This is a genomic window from Pseudomonas sp. RIT-PI-S, assembly GCF_025642975.1.
GTDB lineage: Bacteria > Pseudomonadota > Gammaproteobacteria > Pseudomonadales > Pseudomonadaceae > Aquipseudomonas.
This window is the reverse complement of record NZ_JANZKJ010000001.1, coordinates 714,697-730,791: the sequence shown is the minus strand read 5'-3', so window position 1 is coordinate 730,791 and position 16,095 is coordinate 714,697. Positions and strand designations below refer to the sequence as shown.

Below are 16,095 nucleotides of genomic sequence, written 5' to 3'. Positions count from 1 at the left end.
ATGGCGGGCAAGCGCCCGTGAAACCCATTAGCTTTTGTCATTTGCACCCTCCTTGATGACCCTGCAACCGAACGGGTCGTCGCTGGCAGGCGACTATCTTAACAGCGGAATCCTTTCCATGGCGCCTCCCCGCGCCGTTGCCCGACATACGTTCGCCGCCCTTCAGGGACGGCGCAGGTATTCCCCCTCCAGCGGCACGCTTTGCTCGGGCACACGCTCGACCACGCTCAGCACTTCAGGCGCCTGCCGCGAGCGCCAGGCGCGAAACGCATCCAGCTCGCCCTGAAGCATTTTCATCACCCAGCCGAGTACGGCGATGTCGTCGAGCATCCCCACGCCCAGCAGCCAGTCAGGGATGGCATCGATAGGGCTGACGAAATACAGCAGGCCAGCGACGATCGATAAGACCGCCTTCGGGCTGATTGCACGGTATTCGCCGCGCCAGTAGGCAAGGCAAAGGGCTTGCAGTAGCGCGACATCATCCTTGAGCTGACCAAGGCGTTTGCCGCGCACTTTGCGGGCCACCGCAATGGCCAACGCGGGCAAGCGGCCCCGCGCTATCAGGCGCTCGGCAAGCGGCAGGAATTGGTTGAAGCCGAATGGTGCCTTCATGAAGCCTCCGGGCATTCGTTGAAAAGGATATCCACAATATTTGTGGATAACCATGTGAACAGCAGTGCCAGATCGGGCTGTAAGCCCCAGCACTCTAGGGGGAAGGTCAAATCGGCGTTTTTTCGCTCACTTGCGATGGCCGTATCAGGCCTAAAACCCTCGCACAAGCCCCACCCAAGACTCTGACTTGGCAAGCTATCGAGGGTTCGCCTGGTATTGCCCGGTGTTCATCAGAAACGACAACGCCCCGGCTATGCGGGGCGTTGCACAGTGCAGCAGGCCTTGGCGCTTACTTCTTCTTCGCCGGCGCTTCTGCAGGAGCCTCGTCCGCCGGGGCGGCCTGGTCAGCGTCGTCACCTTCAGGCTGGGCCTTGGCTGGGTCCTTGATGCCGAGCAGCTCGAGATCGAACACCAGCACCGAGTTAGCCGGAATGGTCGGGCTTGGGCTTTGGGCGCCGTACGCCAGGTCGCTCGGAATGAACAACTTGACCTTTTCACCCACGTGCATCAACTGCAGGCCTTCGACCCAACCTGGGATCACGCCGCTGACAGGCAGGTCGATAGGGCTGCCACGCTCGACGGAGCTGTCGAACACCTTGCCGTCGATCAGCTTGCCGGTGTAATGAACGGTCACTACATCGGTCGGCTTGGGCTGCGGGCCATCGGCCTTCTGCACAACCTGATACTGCAGGCCAGAAGCGGTCGTCACCACGCCGTCTTTCTTGGCGTTCTCGTCGAGGAATTTCTTGCCAGCGGCCAGGGATTCCTCGCTCATCTTGGTCATGCGTTCTTCAGCGCGCTTTTGCAAGGCCGCGAAAGCCTCGACCAGCTCGTCATCCTTGAGCTTCTGCTCTTTCTTGCCAACGGCGTCCTCGATGCCGAGGGCTACAGCCTTGGAGTCGAGGTCGTCCATGCCTTCTTGGGCCAGGCTCTTGCCCATGTTCAGGCCGATCCCGTAGGAAGCCTTCTGGGCTGGGGTTTTCAGCTCGACGCTGCTGGTCTGCTTATCGCAACCGGCGAGAACCAAGCCAACCAGGGCGATCGCAGCCGCCAACCGATGCTGTTTCATGCTGTTTCCTTGTGAGGGGCGCCATACGAGGGGCGGTCGAGTTAAGCCGCGAGCTTATCAGGCAGTCCCGACCAATGGCTATGCCATAGGAGGTGGAAAGATCAGATAAGTTCAAGCTACCAAAGGAATTTCAATCTGGCAGGTGAAACTTCGTTTAGCCGCCGGCGGGCATCCGCTCCTCCCCTTGCCGATACTGCGCGGCCACTTCCCGCACCACGTCACACAGCCACTGGCCGGGTAAGGATAAGGGCAAGGCGGCGTTACCGCAGATGCCCACCGAACCACCAGGTTCACGCACGCCCAGGTCCAGTTCGCGCAGCTCGCCCTGGCGGATATCCAGATGTACCGCGTCGCGCGGGGCCACCCAGATGGCATCGCTGCCCTGCACGTACCGGCGGCTGAGGGTGGGCGACAGGGTTTCAAGGCGTTGCGCCGAAGGCGGTATGCCGCACTGCACGAACAAGCTATCCGCATGCTTACGGATTGTCGTTCCCGCCAGGGGCAGCACCACGGGGAACGTGGCAATCCGGCTGACATCCACGGGTATCGGCCCTAGAAGAGGATGATCCGGGCGCACTACCAGTGTCATCGCTTCGCTATACAGGTGCTCGAAGGTCAGCCCTTGGATCTGCGGGTTATCCGCCACACGCCCGATTACCACGTCCAGCTCGCCCACATGCAGTTGGCCCAGCAGGTAGGCCCCAGGCCCGGTGGCCACACTGACCACCAAGGCGCTATGGCGCTGATGCAGCAGGCCGAGCACCTGCGCCATGAACTGGCTCTCCACCGTAGATAAAGCCCCTACCCGCACATGTGGCGGCTCGTGGCTGCTGCCACGCAGGGTGCTGACGCCGTCGCGCAAGGCCTGCACGCAGGGCCCTGCATAGCGCATGAAGCGTACCCCGGCGGCGGTCAGCGCCACGCCACCCTTACTGCGCTCGAACAGCCGAGTTTCGAGGAGGTCTTCGAGCTCCTTGAGCGTCTTGGATATCGCAGGCTGGCTGATCGCCACGGCATCGGCGGCCTTGGCAAAGCTGCCATGGCGGGCGATTTCGAGGAAACACAGCAGGTGGCGGAATTTGATGCGGGTATCGAGGTTCATGGCAGGGATTCTACTGGCCATTCATGGCAAGTTGCGTATTTTTGCCGGCCATAAAAAAAGCGACCCGAAGGTCGCTTTTTCAGTGGCTCGAAACCGTTCAGCTGTTTCGAACCCAAGATGGCGCAGCGGACGGGACTCGAACCCGCGACCCCCGGCGTGACAGGCCGGTATTCTAACCGACTGAACTACCGCTGCGTATCGCTCAGGCTTTCGCCCAATGTGAAACTGACTGACCGAAGCGGGGTTTGCTTCGATCTCAGGCGACGTGTGAACGACACCTGGAGAAAATGGCGCAGCGGACGGGACTCGAACCCGCGACCCCCGGCGTGACAGGCCGGTATTCTAACCGACTGAACTACCGCTGCGCGTCGGTGGACTTTCGTCCGCTCTAGAATCAGAGCACTTCGAAGTGGTGGGTGATGACGGGATCGAACCGCCGACCCTCTGCTTGTAAGGCAGATGCTCTCCCAGCTGAGCTAATCACCCGTGTACTGCGTCGAAGTGGTGCGCATTTTGGACATCGAGCGAATGTAAGTCAATACCCTGCTTGAAGTTTTTTTCAAAAAGCCACGCTGCGGATTATCGATAGATCATCTTGCGGGTCATCCCACCGTCGACGATCAACTCCTGCCCGGTCACGAAGCCCGCATTGGGCGAAAGCAACCAGGACGTAGCTGCGGCAACGTCTTCTACGGTACCAACGCGTCCGCTGGGATGCTGGGCATGATCGGCCTCGCTCAGGGGCTCGGCACGGCGTTGGTGAGGATCGCGAGCATCGATCCAGCCAGGGCTTATTGCATTCACCCGAATTTCCGGCGCCAGGCTGATAGCCAGGGCATGGGTAAGCGATAGCACGCCGCCCTTGCTCGCCGCATAGGCTTCGCTGTCAGGCTCGGACTGATGGGCGCGGGTTGAGCAAATATTGACGATCGCGCCGTTTCGCGCCCGCAGGTAAGGCGCGCAATGCCTGGCCAGCAACATGGTTCCGGTCAGGTTGACGCCGATGACCTGTTGCCAGTGTGCCAGCGGCAGGCTCTCCAGCGGCCCGCTATGCGCAGTGGCAATGGCCGCATTGCACACCAGCGCGTCGAGGCGACCAAACCGCGTCAGCGTGGCCGCTACGCCCGCCGCCACCTGACGGTCATCAGCGACGTCCATGGCTACGAAAGCAGCGCCCTCCCCCAAGGCTTCGGCGACCTGCTGCCCACGCGGCGCATCGACGTCGGCCAATATCACCTTCCAGCCTTCGACCAGCAGCCAGGCGGCAATGCCCAGGCCGATGCCACGCGCACCACCAGTCACCAGGGCCACCCGCGCATCGCGAAAGCCGGTGCTGGCGATTTCCATCGGAATCACAACGCGGCCAGGCCGCGAGCCATGTCTGCCTGCAGGTCAGCGATGTCTTCCAAACCCACCGCCACGCGGATCAGGCTATCGCGGATACCGGCGGCCTCGCGCTCCTGTGGAGACAAGCGGCCATGGGACGTGGTTGCCGGGTGGGTAATGGTGGTTTTGCTGTCGCCCAAGTTGGCCGTGATGGAGACCAGCCGCGTGGCGTCGATGAAGGCCCAGGCGCCAGCCTTGCCGCCCTTGACTTCGAAACTCACCACACCGCCGAAGCCGCCGCGCATCTGGCGTTTGGCCAGTTCATGCTGCGGGTGGCTCGACAGGCCGGCATAGTGCACTTTCTCGATGCCGGCCTGGTTTTCCAACCACTCCGCCAGCGCTTGGGCGTTAGCACAATGAGCGCGCATCCGCAGGCTCAGCGTTTCCAGCCCCTTGAGGAACACCCAGGCGTTGAAGGGGCTGAGGGAAGCACCAGCGGTGCGTACCACGCCGACCATCTCTTTCATGTGCTCGGCACGCCCGGCTACGACCCCGCCCATGCAACGGCCCTGGCCGTCGATGAACTTGGTTGCCGAGTGCACCACGATGTCTGCACCGAGCTTGAGCGGTTGCTGAAGCGCTGGCGTACTGAAGCAATTGTCGACGACCAGCAAGGTTCCCTTGGCGTGGGCGATCTCCGCCAAGGCGGCGATGTCGACCAGTTCAGCCAGTGGGTTGGAGGGCGATTCCACGAACAGCAGTTTGGTGTTGGGCTTGATCGCGCGCTCCCATCCAGCCAGGTCGACCAGCGGAACGTAGTCCACTTCGATGCCGAAGCGCTTGAAGTACTTGTCGAACAGGCTAATGGTCGAGCCGAACACGCTCTGCGAAATCAACACATGATCGCCAGCACTGCAAAGGCCCATGGCCACGGCGGTGATCGCCGCCATGCCGGTGGCAAAGCCCACTGCCTGCTCGGCCCCTTCCAGGGCTGCGATGCGCTCCTCGAAGGCGCGCACGGTAGGGTTGGTGTAGCGCGAGTACACGTTCCCTGGCACTTCTCCGGCAAAACGGGCAGCGGCATCCGCGGCGGTGCGAAACACGTAGCTGGAGGTGAAGAACAGCGCATCGCTGTGCTCCCCCTCCGGCGACCGGTGCTGGCCGGCACGCACGGCCAGGGTGTCGAAGCTTGTGCCCTCGAGATCACTGTCGAGGCGCCCTGCATCCCATTCCCGGCTCATGGCCTGCTCCTTCAGTTGTTGTAAAGGTCGATGATTGCGCTCACAGCCTGGGTTTTCACCTTGGCCAGATCGTTGCGGGCGGTGTCGATCTTGCTCAAGTAGGCCTCGTCCACATCGCCGGTAACATAGTTGCCATCGAAAACCGCGCAATCGAAGTGGTCGATCTTCACCTTGCCTCCGCCAACCGCGTCGATCAGGTCGGGAAGATCTTGATAGATCAGCCAATCGGCACCGATCAGGTCTGCTACTTCCTGAGTGCTGCGGTTATGGGCGATGAGTTCATGCGCACTTGGCATATCGATGCCGTATACGTTCGGATAGCGCACGGCAGGTGCTGCGGAGCAGAAGTACACCTTCTTGGCGCCCGCCTCGCGAGCCATCTGGATGATCTGCTTGCAGGTGGTGCCGCGCACGATCGAGTCATCCACCAGCATCACGTTCTTGCCACGGAATTCCAGCTCGATGGCGTTGAGCTTCTGGCGTACCGATTTCTTCCGGGCCGCCTGCCCCGGCATGATGAAGGTGCGGCCGATGTAGCGGTTCTTGACGAAGCCCTCGCGGAACTTCACTCCAAGCTGGTTGGCCAGTTCCAGCGCGGAGGTGCGGCTGGTATCGGGAATTGGAATGACCACGTCGATGTCGTGTTCCGGGCGCTCACGGAGGATTTTTTCCGCGAGCTTTTCGCCCATGCGCAGGCGCGCCTTGTACACGGAAATACCGTCGATGATCGAATCCGGACGAGCCAGGTACACGTGCTCGAAGATGCAGGGTGCGTAATGCGGGTTCGGCGCGCACTGGCGGGTATGCAGCTTGCCGTCTTCGGTGATGTAGACCGCTTCGCCCGGCGCCAGGTCGCGGATCAGGGTGAAGCCGAGGACATCCAGCGCCACGCTCTCCGAGGCGATCATGTACTCGACGCCTTCATCGGTATGGCGCTGACCGAACACGATCGGGCGGATCGCATTGGGGTCGCGGAAGCCGACGATGCCGTAGCCGGTGATCATCGCCACCACCGCATAGCCACCACGGCAGCGCTTGTGCGTGTCCTTCACCGCAGCGAACACGTCTTCCTCGGTCGGCTGCAGCTTGCCGCGCACGGCCAGCTCATGAGCGAACACGTTGAGCAGCACTTCGGAGTCCGAACTGGTATTGACGTGGCGCAGGTCCGACTCGTAGATCTCCTTGGCCAACTGCTCGACGTTGGTGAGGTTGCCGTTGTGGGCCAGGGTGATCCCGTAGGGGGAGTTGACGTAGAACGGCTGCGCCTCGGCCGAGGTCGAGCTGCCAGCGGTGGGATAGCGCACGTGGCCTATGCCCATGTGCCCGACCAGCCGCTGCATGTGCCGCTGCTGGAAGACGTCACGGACCAGCCCGTTGTCTTTGCGCAGGAATAACCGGCCGTCATGGCTGGTCACAATACCGGCAGCGTCCTGGCCGCGATGCTGCAAGACGGTTAACGCGTCATACAGCGCCTGATTGACGTTCGACTTACCGACGATACCGACGATGCCACACATGCGACACAACCCCTACTGAGTGAACCTGAAAGGACCCTTGCTCATGGCCTCTGCGGCGTAGGCAAGAGATGCTCCTTGAATGGAATCTCGACCGGCGAAGTTATCCCGGCCGCCAGCCACTGACTGCTCATCCCCAAAATGAGGTTCTTCGACCAGTCCGCAACAAGAAGAAAACGCGGTAGCAACTGAGACTGCTGCCACCAGGGATCCTGCTGAACCGGCCCCAGGCTAAGCAGCCCTGCGCCGATCACTACCAATAACCCACCCCGTGCAGCACCGAAGACCATCCCCAGAAAACGGTCGGTACCTGACAAACCCGTCACCCGGATCAGCTCACCGATGAGGAAGTTGACCATCGCGCCCACCAGCAGCGTGGCCACGAAAAGAATGGCGCAGCTGGCGATGACCCGCGCCGAAGGCGTTTGAATATAGCTCTCGAGGTACTGGGCCAGGCCGCCACCGAACATCCAGGCCACGGCGCCGGCGACTATCCAGGTGAGCAGCGACAGGGCTTCCTTGACGAAACCACGTTTCAAGCTGATCAACGCAGAGATGGCGACGATGGCAACGATCGCCCAGTCAACCCAGGTAAATGCCACTTTTCGGCCTGCACACGGATAAGGCCGCGCATTTTAGCAGAGAGCAGTGTTGCGGTTAAGCAGGGATTATCGGATCGGTACCATTAGCGATTGCAATGGAACCCTTGCGGCCGGGAGCGCTTCAGGCGCGCTCCGGTTCGAAACGCACCACGAAGCCCTTCAGGTTTTGCTGACGGTTGATCACGTCTCGCAGCCGCTCGGCTTCAGCCCGATCGATCAAGGGGCCCACGAATACCCGATTCTTCCCTTCAGCGGAGCGGACATAGGCGTTGTAGCCCTGGCTGCGGAGGGTCTTCTGCAGGCTGTCGGCACTGGCGCGGCTGGAGAGGCTGGCGAGCTGTACCGACCAACTCACAGGCACGCCGTTGCCGTCGAGTTTATTACCGGGATCGGCCTTAGCCTGAGCAGGAGCCGGCTGCGCTGCCTGGGCAGGTGCCGCAGGTTGTGGCACAGGCTTCGCCTGAGCAGGTGCGGGGGCAGTGACCGTGGGCGCAGGAGCGATCGGCATGCTCGGCGCCTGTGCCTGGGCAGGGGCGTGAGCCGTTACCTGGGCCGGCGGACGGGGCTCCTCCACAGGCGCGGGGGCATCAGGCACTGGGGCTGGCTCGACCTTTACCTCCGGCACAACCGGTGCCGTGGGCGCAGACGGCGCGTTGACCCGTACTTCACGGAGCTCGTCCGGCCGGCTGAACAACATGGGCAGGAACACCACCGCCAGCGCGATCAGCACCAGGGCACCTACCATGCGTTGCTTGAAGACGTTATCCAGCAGAGCCATCCGCGGCTACCTCCAGGCCGTGCCGCTCCAGCCAGAGCAAGGCATCGGCGACACAAAAGAAAGATCCGAACACCAGTAGTTCATCCTCGGCCGAAGCCAGTTCGCACTGATGCTCCAGCGCTGCCTCGACACTGCCATGTGACGTTGCCGTTGCGCCAAGGTTCGCCAGTGCCGCTTGCAATTGAGCGGCGGAGCGGCTGCGCGGGGATGGCAAGGTCGCGACTGCCCAGCCCGCCACGCTAGCCAACAGGGGTTCGATAACCCCAGCGAGGTCCTTGTCGGCGAGCAACCCGAACACTGCCCGACGCACATTGGGCTGCGCCATGGCCGGCAGGCGCCCGCGCAAGTATTCGGCGGCGTGAGGGTTATGAGCCACATCAAGGAGCATCCACAGTGGCTTGCCCCGCCACTGTAACCGGCGCCGATCGAGCCGACCGGTGAGCCGGGTTCGCTGCAGGGCGTCAGCGATCGAGGCCGGCTGCCAGGGTAGCCCGAGCAAGGCGAACGCCTGCAACGCCAGCGCGGCGTTTTCCATCGGCAGGTCGAGCAGCTTCAGCCCTTCCAGGGTAAGCACTTGACCATCGCTGGATACACCGTGCCAATCCCAGTGATTCACGCGCACGCTCAGGTCGAACGCCTGGCCACGAATAAGCAATGGCGAACCATGCCCCTGTGCGGCTTCAAGCAATGGCGCAGGCGGTTCGGGGTCACCGCATACTGCGGGGCGCCCTGGGCGCAAGATGCCTGCTTTTTCGAATGCTACCGATTCGCGGGTATCACCCAGCCAGTCGGCGTGATCGACGCCGATGCTGGTAATCAACGCCAAGTCGGCGTCAATCAAGTTGACAGTGTCGAGGCGGCCGCCGAGACCGACCTCCAGGACCACTGCATCCAATCCTGCCCTGGCAAACAACCAGAAGGCTGCCAGGGTACCCATTTCAAAATACGTCAGCGAAATTTCGCCGCGCACCGCCTCGACGGCCTCGAACGCGGCGCACAGCTGGGCGTCAGTGGCCTCGATACCATCCACACGAACGCGCTCGTTGTAGCGCAGGAGATGTGGCGAGCTGTATACGCCAACTCGCAAACCCCGCGACGCAAGCAGGCTGGCAAGGAAGGCACAGGTCGAGCCCTTGCCGTTGGTCCCGGTTACCGTAACAACCTTGGGTGCCAGCGGCCCCAGGCGCAACCGAGCGAGCACTTCTCGCGAACGCTCAAGGCCCATGTCAATGGCAACAGGATGTAACTGCTCGAGGTAAGCCAGCCACTCGCTAAGGGTGCGAGGCTTCATACCGTTACGGGCGCAACCGCGGGCACCGGTTCAGCTTCGTTCGACTGCAGGGAAATGGCCGCTTGGCCAGGCGTTGCGAGGTTCATCATCTGGGCCAAGAGGCGTGCCAGGCGGGGGCGCAACTCCTGACGATGGATGATCAGGTCGATTGCGCCATGCTCAAGCAGGAATTCACTGCGCTGGAAGCCTTCAGGCAGCTTCTCGCGCACGGTTTGCTCGATCACCCGTGGGCCGGCAAAACCGATCAGCGCCTTGGGCTCGCCCACGATAACGTCTCCAAGCATCGCCAGGCTGGCTGACACACCGCCGTAAACGGGATCGGTCAGTACCGAGATGAAGGGGATGCCCTCCTCGCGCAGGCGGGCCAGCACCGCGGAAGTCTTGGCCATCTGCATAAGGGAAATCAGCGCCTCTTGCATGCGCGCGCCACCGGAGGCCGAGAAGCACACCATTGGGCAACGATTTTCCAAGGCATGGTTCGCCGCGCGGACGAAGCGTTCGCCAACGATGGCGCCCATCGAGCCACCCATGAAGCTGAATTCGAAGGCACTGGCCACGATAGGCATACCCATGAGCGTGCCGCTCATGGAAATCAGCGCGTCTTTCTCGCCCGTCTGTTTCTGGGCAGCAGTCAGGCGATCCTTGTATTTCTTTCCGTCCCGAAATTTCAGACGGTCCACCGGCTCCAGGTCAGCGCCCAGCTCCTCGCGACCTTCGGCGTCAAGGAAGATGTCCAGGCGTGCACGGGCACCGATGCGCATGTGATGGTTGCACTTGGGGCAAACGTCGAGGGTCTTCTCCAGCTCGGGCCGATACAAGACTGCCTCGCAGTTCGGGCACTTGTGCCACAGCCCCTCGGGAACCGAACTCTTCTTCACTTCGGAACGCATGATCGAAGGGATCAGTTTGTCTACCAACCAGTTGCTCATGCTTGTCTCTCCAGTAACTGGGCGAACCCTGCGCGGGCCGGGCCGGGCGTCAGAGGCCGCCACGGCATTTAAACCAGGGGGAGCGCGGGACGCTTCACCCTCTCGAAAATGCTGATGCGCGCCTGGGACCGTCCACGGCGGCTTCAAGCCAACCGAGGCACCACAGGCGCGCTGAAGAAGTTGGACGGCCATTGCATCGCTACCGTCACATTGCCACATAACGGCCCGGTCAATTGGTGCGACGCACCGCTTCGACGAAGGCTTTCACCCGAAGACTGCTCTTGATGCCTTTGCTTTGCTCGACGCCGCCACTCACATCGACCCCATAGGGGCGCACCTTCTCGATGGCAGTAGTAACGTTCTCAGGCGTCAGCCCCCCCGCCAGGATGATTGGTTTGGGCAGGTTCGCTGGCACCAGGTTCCAATCGAAGGCCGAACCGGTACCGCCAGGCACACCCTCGACGAACGCATCGAGCAGCAACCCGCGTGCGTCCCGGTATCGTTCGCAAGCCGCGGCAATGTCGTCGCCGGGGCGCACTCGCAGCGCCTTGATGTACGGGCGGGGGTAGCCCGCGCATTGTTCGGGCGTTTCGTCGCCATGGAACTGGAGCAGATCGAGCGACACGGCATCGAGGGTTTCGTTTATCTCGCAGCGGCTGGCATTCACGAACAGGCCAACCACGGTCACGAATGGGGGAAGTGCAGCGACGATTTCTCGCGCCTGGTGGATGCTCACGGCCCGCGGGCTTGGTGGGTAAAACACCAACCCGATGGCGTCCGCCCCGGCGTGGGCGGCGACGAGGGCATCCTCTATGCGGGTAATACCGCAGATCTTGCTGCGAACGGCGGCCATGACGCAACAACCTCCAGCTGTTCGGAAAAAGTTGGGCGATGGTAGCAAATGCCCATGACCCCGTCAGCCCGCAAGACCTTCGAAGCCCGTAAGGAAATGTGGCCCGATGTATCGGGAGGGCAATTCATAAGCATCCGGGTATTCAACATCTACCAGATACAGCCCATAAGGATGCGCCGTCACGCCACCGCTGCGCCGCTCGCGACTCTGAAGCACCTGTTCGGCCCACTCCACGGGCTTATCGCCGGTGCCGATTGCCATCAATACGCCAGCCAGGTTACGCACCATGTGGTGAAGGAACGCATTGGCCCTCACGTCGATCACGATCATTCGGCCGTGCTGGCTGACCCTCAAGTGATGCAGTTGCTTGATCGGGGACTTGGCTTGGCATTGGCTGGCGCGGAAGGCACTGAAATCATGGGTCCCCACCAGCGATGCAGCCGCTGCGGCCATGCGCGTAACGTCCAACGGCCGGTGGTTCCAGGTCACTTCCTCGGCCAGGTGCGCCGGGCGGATCGGGTCGTTATAAATCACGTATCGGTAACGCCGCGCCATCGCCTTGAAGCGGGCATGGAAGTCGGAGGGCATTGGGCGAGCCCAGGTAACGCTGATATCGCGGGGCAACTCGCTATTGGCGCCCATGACCCATGCTCGTTCGGGCCGCGCGACGCGGGTATCGAAATGAACCACTTGGCCGCAGGCATGGACTCCGGCGTCCGTTCGGCCAGCGCACAAGACCGATATGGGACTCGCGGCCACCTTGGACAGGGCCTTCTCCAGGGTTTCCTGCACGCTGCGCACGCCGTCGATCTGACGCTGCCAGCCTTGATAGCGCGAGCCCTTGTATTCCACGCCGAGGGCGATGCGGGCGTAGCCTTCGGCGGCGACTTCATCCGCCGCGCTTTGGTAAATGTCCACAGCCTTTAAACCCATCTTCAGTAAAACGACAACGGCAGCCTGCGCGGCTGCCGTCGGGGAAATGCGACCACTCTCAGCTCAAGGCGGCGAGCATCTTGCGCGCTTCTTTCTGCTGGGCCATGGTCCCCTCCTTGAGCACCTCGTCGAGAATATCGCGGGCGCCATCGGCATCGGCCATCTCGATGTAGGCGCGGGCGAGGTCAAGCTTGGTGGTGACCTCATCCGAGTCAGCCAGGAAATCGAATTCGTCGAGAGCCTCGCCCATGCCATTGGCGCTATGCAGGCTGTTGTTCGCCGACGCTTGGCTCAGGCTACGGGACAGCTGGTCAAGCTGTGAATTGACGTCATGGACATCGGCTGCGAAGCGATCCTGGTCGTCCTGCTGTTCCTCCGACAGCGACAGGTCGAAATCGTCGAGGCGCTCGCGGTCACCGGGCAGCGCGGTGTCGTCGGGCGCTTCCTCTGGGCCCTGCTCCGGGTCCAGCGGATCGAGATCGTCCAAATCATCCACGGGCGACGGAGTAGGTTCGGCTGGTTCCAGGTCGAGATCCAGGTCAGGGTCGGTCGACGCCTGCTCCACGGTGCTTTCTCGCAGCAAGGCTTCGAAATCCAGTTCGTCACGCGGCACCGATCGAGTGGGGGCGGCAGGCGGCGGGGCCGCTGCCGGCTCCTCGGGCGTGGTCTCGATGCCATCCAGGCTCAGGTCGAAATCGGTATCGAATACGTCACCGATAGGCTCGGGCGCATCAGCTTCATCCAGCAGCAGATCTTTGACGTATTGAGCATCCAGCTCGGCAGCCACCGCGGCAGCGCTCAGGCCCGCCGCCAAGCCGGCCATCGCCGGGAAACGCGTCTTGAGTTCATCCACCCGGGCGTGATTCGCCCCACTCGCCATCAAGCGGCGCTCCTGGGCAACGAAACCATCGCGATCGCCTTGATGACCATACACTTCCATCAATTTGAGTCGCAGGTCGCTGCGCTCGGGCTCGGCCTCGATTGCCGCCTCGAGGACGTCGCTGGCGCGGCTATAGCGGCCACGGGCGATGTGTTCCTCGGCTTGGGTGAGGGGATCGTCGGCGGCAGGCGCAACGACCAGCGAAGCCACCGAGGGCAACTCGTCGCGCGGTGCAGGCCGGCTAGGGCGCTCGTAGACCGGCGCCGTGGCTGCCGTGGCGGCGGCTGCGGAGGCGGCGACCATGGCCGGAGCTAGACGGACTGACGGTGCCGCGGTGCCGAGGCCGTCGAAACTCGTCGCTGGAAGATCGAAGTCATCCGCGCGCAGTTCCTGGGCCTCAGACAGCTCCTTTGCCATGCGCAGGTGCCTCTCGGATTCCTGCTGCGCCTTGCGTCGACGTGCCAATAGCCAAGCGGCAAGCAATACCACTGCCACCGCCAGCCCGCCCGCACCGCCCAGCACCCAGGGGTTGGAGGCCTGCTCGCGCTCGTTCGGCAAGGCCTGGACGGCGGGTAGCGAGGCGGCTGGATCATTGCCCGCTTGGGTAGGAGCAGGCGCCGTGGCCGGCGCGGCCTGCCCTTCCGGGGGTGGCGTCAGTTGGGCATTGATCGCTGGCTGTTCACCGCCTGGGGGAGGACCTTCAACCGGCGCGCTTGGCTGAACGGCATTCGGGGCGGCGGCGGTCGGCGCCGCAGCAGCCCCGGCCTCCAGCCGTGCCAGTTGATCACTCTTGAGTTGCAGCAGGCGCTGAGCCTTGTCCAACTGGCTTTGCAGATCCGTCAGTCGGCTTTTCAGCTCGCCATTTTCACGCCGCGCGGTGTCCAGGCTTTCCTGGGTCACCGCCAGTTTGTCAGTGAGGACCTTGTTGTCCCCGGCCAGGCCCTTGGCGCGCTCGTTAGCCGCCTCGCCAGACACCAGGCGCAGATTGTCGCGCTGAGCCGGCGCGGGCGCGGTGCCATTTCCGTTGCGCCGCGTGGCATCGAGCTGTTGCGCGCGCGGGCCCAGCCGACGCCCTTCGCGCCAGGCGGCATTCTGCCGGGCAACCTCGGCCACGGCCTGCGGCTGGGCTAGAGCGGTTGCATCGTTGTTGTCCGGCAGGCGCAACACCTGGCCCGCGCGCAAGCGGTTGATGTTGCTGTCCTGGAACGCTGCCGGGTTCAACGCCTGGATGGCGAGCATGGTCTGCTGAACGGACGCTTCCTGACGGAACCTTGCGGCGATTTCCCACAAGGTGTCGCGGTTGGTCGTGGTGTATTCCTTCGTGCCCGCCGAGCTGGGCGCGGTCACTGGCGGGGTGGCCGCTGGCGCTTGGGCGGTATCGGCCGCTGGTGGCGAGAACTTGGAAGCGTCCACCAGCACACTGTAGTCACGCATCAGCCGGCCGCTAGGATAGATCACCTGCACCAGAAACTTGAGCAGCGGCTCGTTCAGAGGTGCCGACGAGGTGACCTGGATCACGCTGCGCCCCCCGGGATTGATCACCGGCGTGAAACTCAGCTGATTGAGGAAGGCCTGTCGATCCAGCCCGGCGCGGGCGAACTCTTCCGGAGAAGCAAGCCCGGGCACGATCTCCGGAGCCGTGAGCGCCGCGACATCCCGCAGCTCGATCTCCGCCACAAGAGGCTGGTTGGCTGCCGACTTCAACGTCAGCTCACCCAGTTCCAGAGCTTGCGCCAGACCGGATGACAGGGCCGTCGCAGCGGCTATCGCCAATACCAGTTTGCGAACTTGAACCATGGCCAGATCCTTTTGTGCGTGCCGGACTTACAACGTAATTCAAGAAACTTTATACAAAGTGTTCCCAAGTATCTTTTAGGAAAGGCGTTTTATCAACAATTCCGCCGACTGGACGGCATTCAGCGCAGCGCCTTTGCGAACGTTATCCAGGGTCAACCACAGGTTTAACTGGCAGGGATCATCCAACCCAGCTCTTATGCGGCCGATATAGAGCACATCTTGCCCCACCGCGTCCCCGACCGCCGTCGGGTAGTCGTCGTTGCCCGTCCACTCCACGCCAGGCGCCTGCGAAAGCGCGGCGCAGACAGCTTCGATATCGACGGGGCTGCCTGAGCGAACGCTTACGCTGAGGCTATCGCCAAAGAATACCGGCGCTTGGATGCAACTGACGGCCACTTTAAGTAAAGGCAGTTGCAGCAATTCACGCAATTCCAGGTGCGCACGTTTTTCCAGGGCCAGGTGACCAGCGGTATCAGGAGTGCCTACCTGGGCAAGCATATTGAACGCTACTTGGCGGTCGAATACGCGCGGCTCCAGTGGCCGGGCATTGAGCAGCTCGGTGGTTTGCCGGGCAAGCTCGCGGACGGCGTCACGCCCAGCCGCGGACATCGGGAGACAGGCAGTCACCGTAACCTGCTCAAGGTCAAGCAATGACCGAAGGGGGGCCAGCGCCAAGGCGAGCGCGGTGGCGATACTTCCCGGATTGCCTACGCGCAGCGGCGCCTGAAGCAGCTCAAGGCGATCAGGGTTAACCTCTGCCACCACTAGCGGGGCACCCTGCCCCGCTGCCAGATCGATGACCGCGCAACCGGCGGCGCTTGCCTTGCGGGCGAATGCCTCACTTACCACTTCGCCAGCGCAGAAGAACGCGATCCTGACTTGGCTGAAGTCGAACCCTTCGAGGGCCTTGACCCGCAGGTTGCGCCCTCGGAACGGCACAGACTGGGCAACCGAAGCCTCGCTGGCGAGCAGGTGCAGCTGGCCGAGCGGGAAGTCGCGCTCTTCGAGCACCTGCACCAGGGTTTCGCCTACGGTACCGGTGGCGCCAATAACGGCCACATCAAAGGTCACGGACATGCTTGTTCCTGTAGCGAAGAAAACGAAAACGCGGCTGGCCGCGATACGCCCCGATCAATGGGCGTCGCTACCAGCCGCGATGGGCCACAGC

General features: G+C 62.6%; 14 protein-coding genes and 3 tRNA genes. All 17 read right to left on the bottom strand.

Translation table 11 applies throughout. From position 1 onward, the window contains the following. Positions 1-162: 162 nt before the first annotated feature. The 17 genes from OGL93_RS03410 to OGL93_RS03330 all read right to left on the bottom strand — a co-directional run bounded on the left by OGL93_RS03410 (position 163) and on the right by OGL93_RS03330 (position 16,004). Positions 163-612, bottom strand: coding sequence for a DUF1232 domain-containing protein (locus OGL93_RS03410; RefSeq protein ID WP_263260953.1), 450 nt, complete (start codon positions 610-612; stop codon positions 163-165). Between the two features lie 289 nt (positions 613-901). Then, complete coding sequence (locus tag OGL93_RS03405; protein ID WP_263260952.1) at positions 902-1,681, bottom strand: FKBP-type peptidyl-prolyl cis-trans isomerase; 780 nt, start codon at positions 1,679-1,681, stop codon at positions 902-904. A 154-nt stretch (positions 1,682-1,835) separates the two neighbouring features. Next, positions 1,836-2,783: a pca operon transcription factor PcaQ gene (gene pcaQ / locus OGL93_RS03400; protein WP_263260951.1), complete on the bottom strand. Its 948-nt coding sequence runs from the start codon at positions 2,781-2,783 to the stop codon at positions 1,836-1,838. 118 nt (positions 2,784-2,901) lie between these two features. Next, positions 2,902-2,978 (bottom strand) — tRNA-Asp (locus tag OGL93_RS03395). Between the two features lie 93 nt (positions 2,979-3,071). Further along, positions 3,072-3,148: transfer RNA gene (locus OGL93_RS03390), tRNA-Asp, on the bottom strand. A gap of 45 nt (positions 3,149-3,193) precedes the next feature. Beyond that, positions 3,194-3,269, bottom strand: a tRNA-Val gene (locus OGL93_RS03385). A 93-nt stretch (positions 3,270-3,362) separates the two neighbouring features. Next, entirely contained in the window at positions 3,363-4,130 is a 768-nt protein-coding gene (locus tag OGL93_RS03380; protein ID WP_263260950.1) for an SDR family oxidoreductase, read from the bottom strand. Between the two features lie 5 nt (positions 4,131-4,135). Continuing rightward, positions 4,136-5,350, bottom strand: coding sequence for an O-succinylhomoserine sulfhydrylase (locus OGL93_RS03375; RefSeq protein ID WP_263260949.1), 1,215 nt, complete (start codon positions 5,348-5,350; stop codon positions 4,136-4,138). Between the two features lie 11 nt (positions 5,351-5,361). Further along, complete coding sequence (purF, locus tag OGL93_RS03370) at positions 5,362-6,867, bottom strand: amidophosphoribosyltransferase (protein ID WP_263260948.1); 1,506 nt, start codon at positions 6,865-6,867, stop codon at positions 5,362-5,364. 41 nt (positions 6,868-6,908) lie between these two features. Continuing rightward, positions 6,909-7,466 (bottom strand): CvpA family protein, encoded by a 558-nt coding sequence (locus OGL93_RS03365; protein WP_263260947.1) that lies wholly within the window; start codon positions 7,464-7,466, stop codon positions 6,909-6,911. A gap of 121 nt (positions 7,467-7,587) precedes the next feature. Next, on the bottom strand, positions 7,588-8,244 hold the full coding sequence (locus OGL93_RS03360) for an SPOR domain-containing protein (protein WP_263260946.1): 657 nt from the start codon (positions 8,242-8,244) through the stop codon (positions 7,588-7,590). Beyond that, the gene (gene folC, locus OGL93_RS03355; protein ID WP_263260945.1) at positions 8,228-9,535 is read right to left on the bottom strand and encodes a bifunctional tetrahydrofolate synthase/dihydrofolate synthase; all 1,308 of its coding nucleotides are present in this window, start codon (positions 9,533-9,535) and stop codon (positions 8,228-8,230) included. Before folC ends, OGL93_RS03360 begins: the two co-directional genes overlap by 17 nt. Beyond that, positions 9,532-10,464: an acetyl-CoA carboxylase, carboxyltransferase subunit beta gene (accD, locus tag OGL93_RS03350; protein WP_263260944.1), complete on the bottom strand. Its 933-nt coding sequence runs from the start codon at positions 10,462-10,464 to the stop codon at positions 9,532-9,534. The genes folC and accD overlap by 4 nt, the downstream gene beginning before the upstream one ends. A gap of 229 nt (positions 10,465-10,693) precedes the next feature. After that, positions 10,694-11,317 carry a phosphoribosylanthranilate isomerase gene (locus tag OGL93_RS03345; RefSeq protein ID WP_263260943.1) on the bottom strand — a complete coding sequence of 208 codons (624 nt, stop codon included), beginning with the start codon at positions 11,315-11,317 and terminating at the stop codon, positions 10,694-10,696. A gap of 63 nt (positions 11,318-11,380) precedes the next feature. Continuing rightward, positions 11,381-12,250 carry a tRNA pseudouridine(38-40) synthase TruA gene (truA, locus tag OGL93_RS03340; protein ID WP_263260942.1) on the bottom strand — a complete coding sequence of 290 codons (870 nt, stop codon included), beginning with the start codon at positions 12,248-12,250 and terminating at the stop codon, positions 11,381-11,383. Between the two features lie 58 nt (positions 12,251-12,308). Then, a complete protein-coding gene (locus OGL93_RS03335) occupies positions 12,309-14,927 on the bottom strand; it encodes a FimV/HubP family polar landmark protein (protein ID WP_263260941.1) in 2,619 nt (872 codons plus the stop codon). A 75-nt stretch (positions 14,928-15,002) separates the two neighbouring features. Further along, positions 15,003-16,004 carry an aspartate-semialdehyde dehydrogenase gene (locus tag OGL93_RS03330; protein WP_263260940.1) on the bottom strand — a complete coding sequence of 334 codons (1,002 nt, stop codon included), beginning with the start codon at positions 16,002-16,004 and terminating at the stop codon, positions 15,003-15,005. Between the last annotated feature and the right edge of the window lie 91 nt (positions 16,005-16,095).

Coding starts and splice junctions, on each gene's coding strand:
- OGL93_RS03410 (WP_263260953.1), bottom strand. CDS start 612: ATGAAGGCACCATTCGGCTTCAACCAATTCCTGCCGCTTGCCGAGCGC.
- OGL93_RS03405 (WP_263260952.1), bottom strand. CDS start 1,681: ATGAAACAGCATCGGTTGGCGGCTGCGATCGCCCTGGTTGGCTTGGTT.
- pcaQ (WP_263260951.1), bottom strand. CDS start 2,783: ATGAACCTCGATACCCGCATCAAATTCCGCCACCTGCTGTGTTTCCTC.
- OGL93_RS03380 (WP_263260950.1), bottom strand. CDS start 4,130: ATGGAAATCGCCAGCACCGGCTTTCGCGATGCGCGGGTGGCCCTGGTG.
- OGL93_RS03375 (WP_263260949.1), bottom strand. CDS start 5,350: ATGAGCCGGGAATGGGATGCAGGGCGCCTCGACAGTGATCTCGAGGGC.
- purF (WP_263260948.1), bottom strand. CDS start 6,867: ATGTGTGGCATCGTCGGTATCGTCGGTAAGTCGAACGTCAATCAGGCG.
- OGL93_RS03360 (WP_263260946.1), bottom strand. CDS start 8,244: ATGGCTCTGCTGGATAACGTCTTCAAGCAACGCATGGTAGGTGCCCTG.
- folC (WP_263260945.1), bottom strand. CDS start 9,535: ATGAAGCCTCGCACCCTTAGCGAGTGGCTGGCTTACCTCGAGCAGTTA.
- accD (WP_263260944.1), bottom strand. CDS start 10,464: ATGAGCAACTGGTTGGTAGACAAACTGATCCCTTCGATCATGCGTTCC.
- OGL93_RS03345 (WP_263260943.1), bottom strand. CDS start 11,317: ATGGCCGCCGTTCGCAGCAAGATCTGCGGTATTACCCGCATAGAGGAT.
- truA (WP_263260942.1), bottom strand. CDS start 12,250: ATGGGTTTAAAGGCTGTGGACATTTACCAAAGCGCGGCGGATGAAGTC.
- OGL93_RS03335 (WP_263260941.1), bottom strand. CDS start 14,927: ATGGTTCAAGTTCGCAAACTGGTATTGGCGATAGCCGCTGCGACGGCC.
- OGL93_RS03330 (WP_263260940.1), bottom strand. CDS start 16,004: ATGTCCGTGACCTTTGATGTGGCCGTTATTGGCGCCACCGGTACCGTA.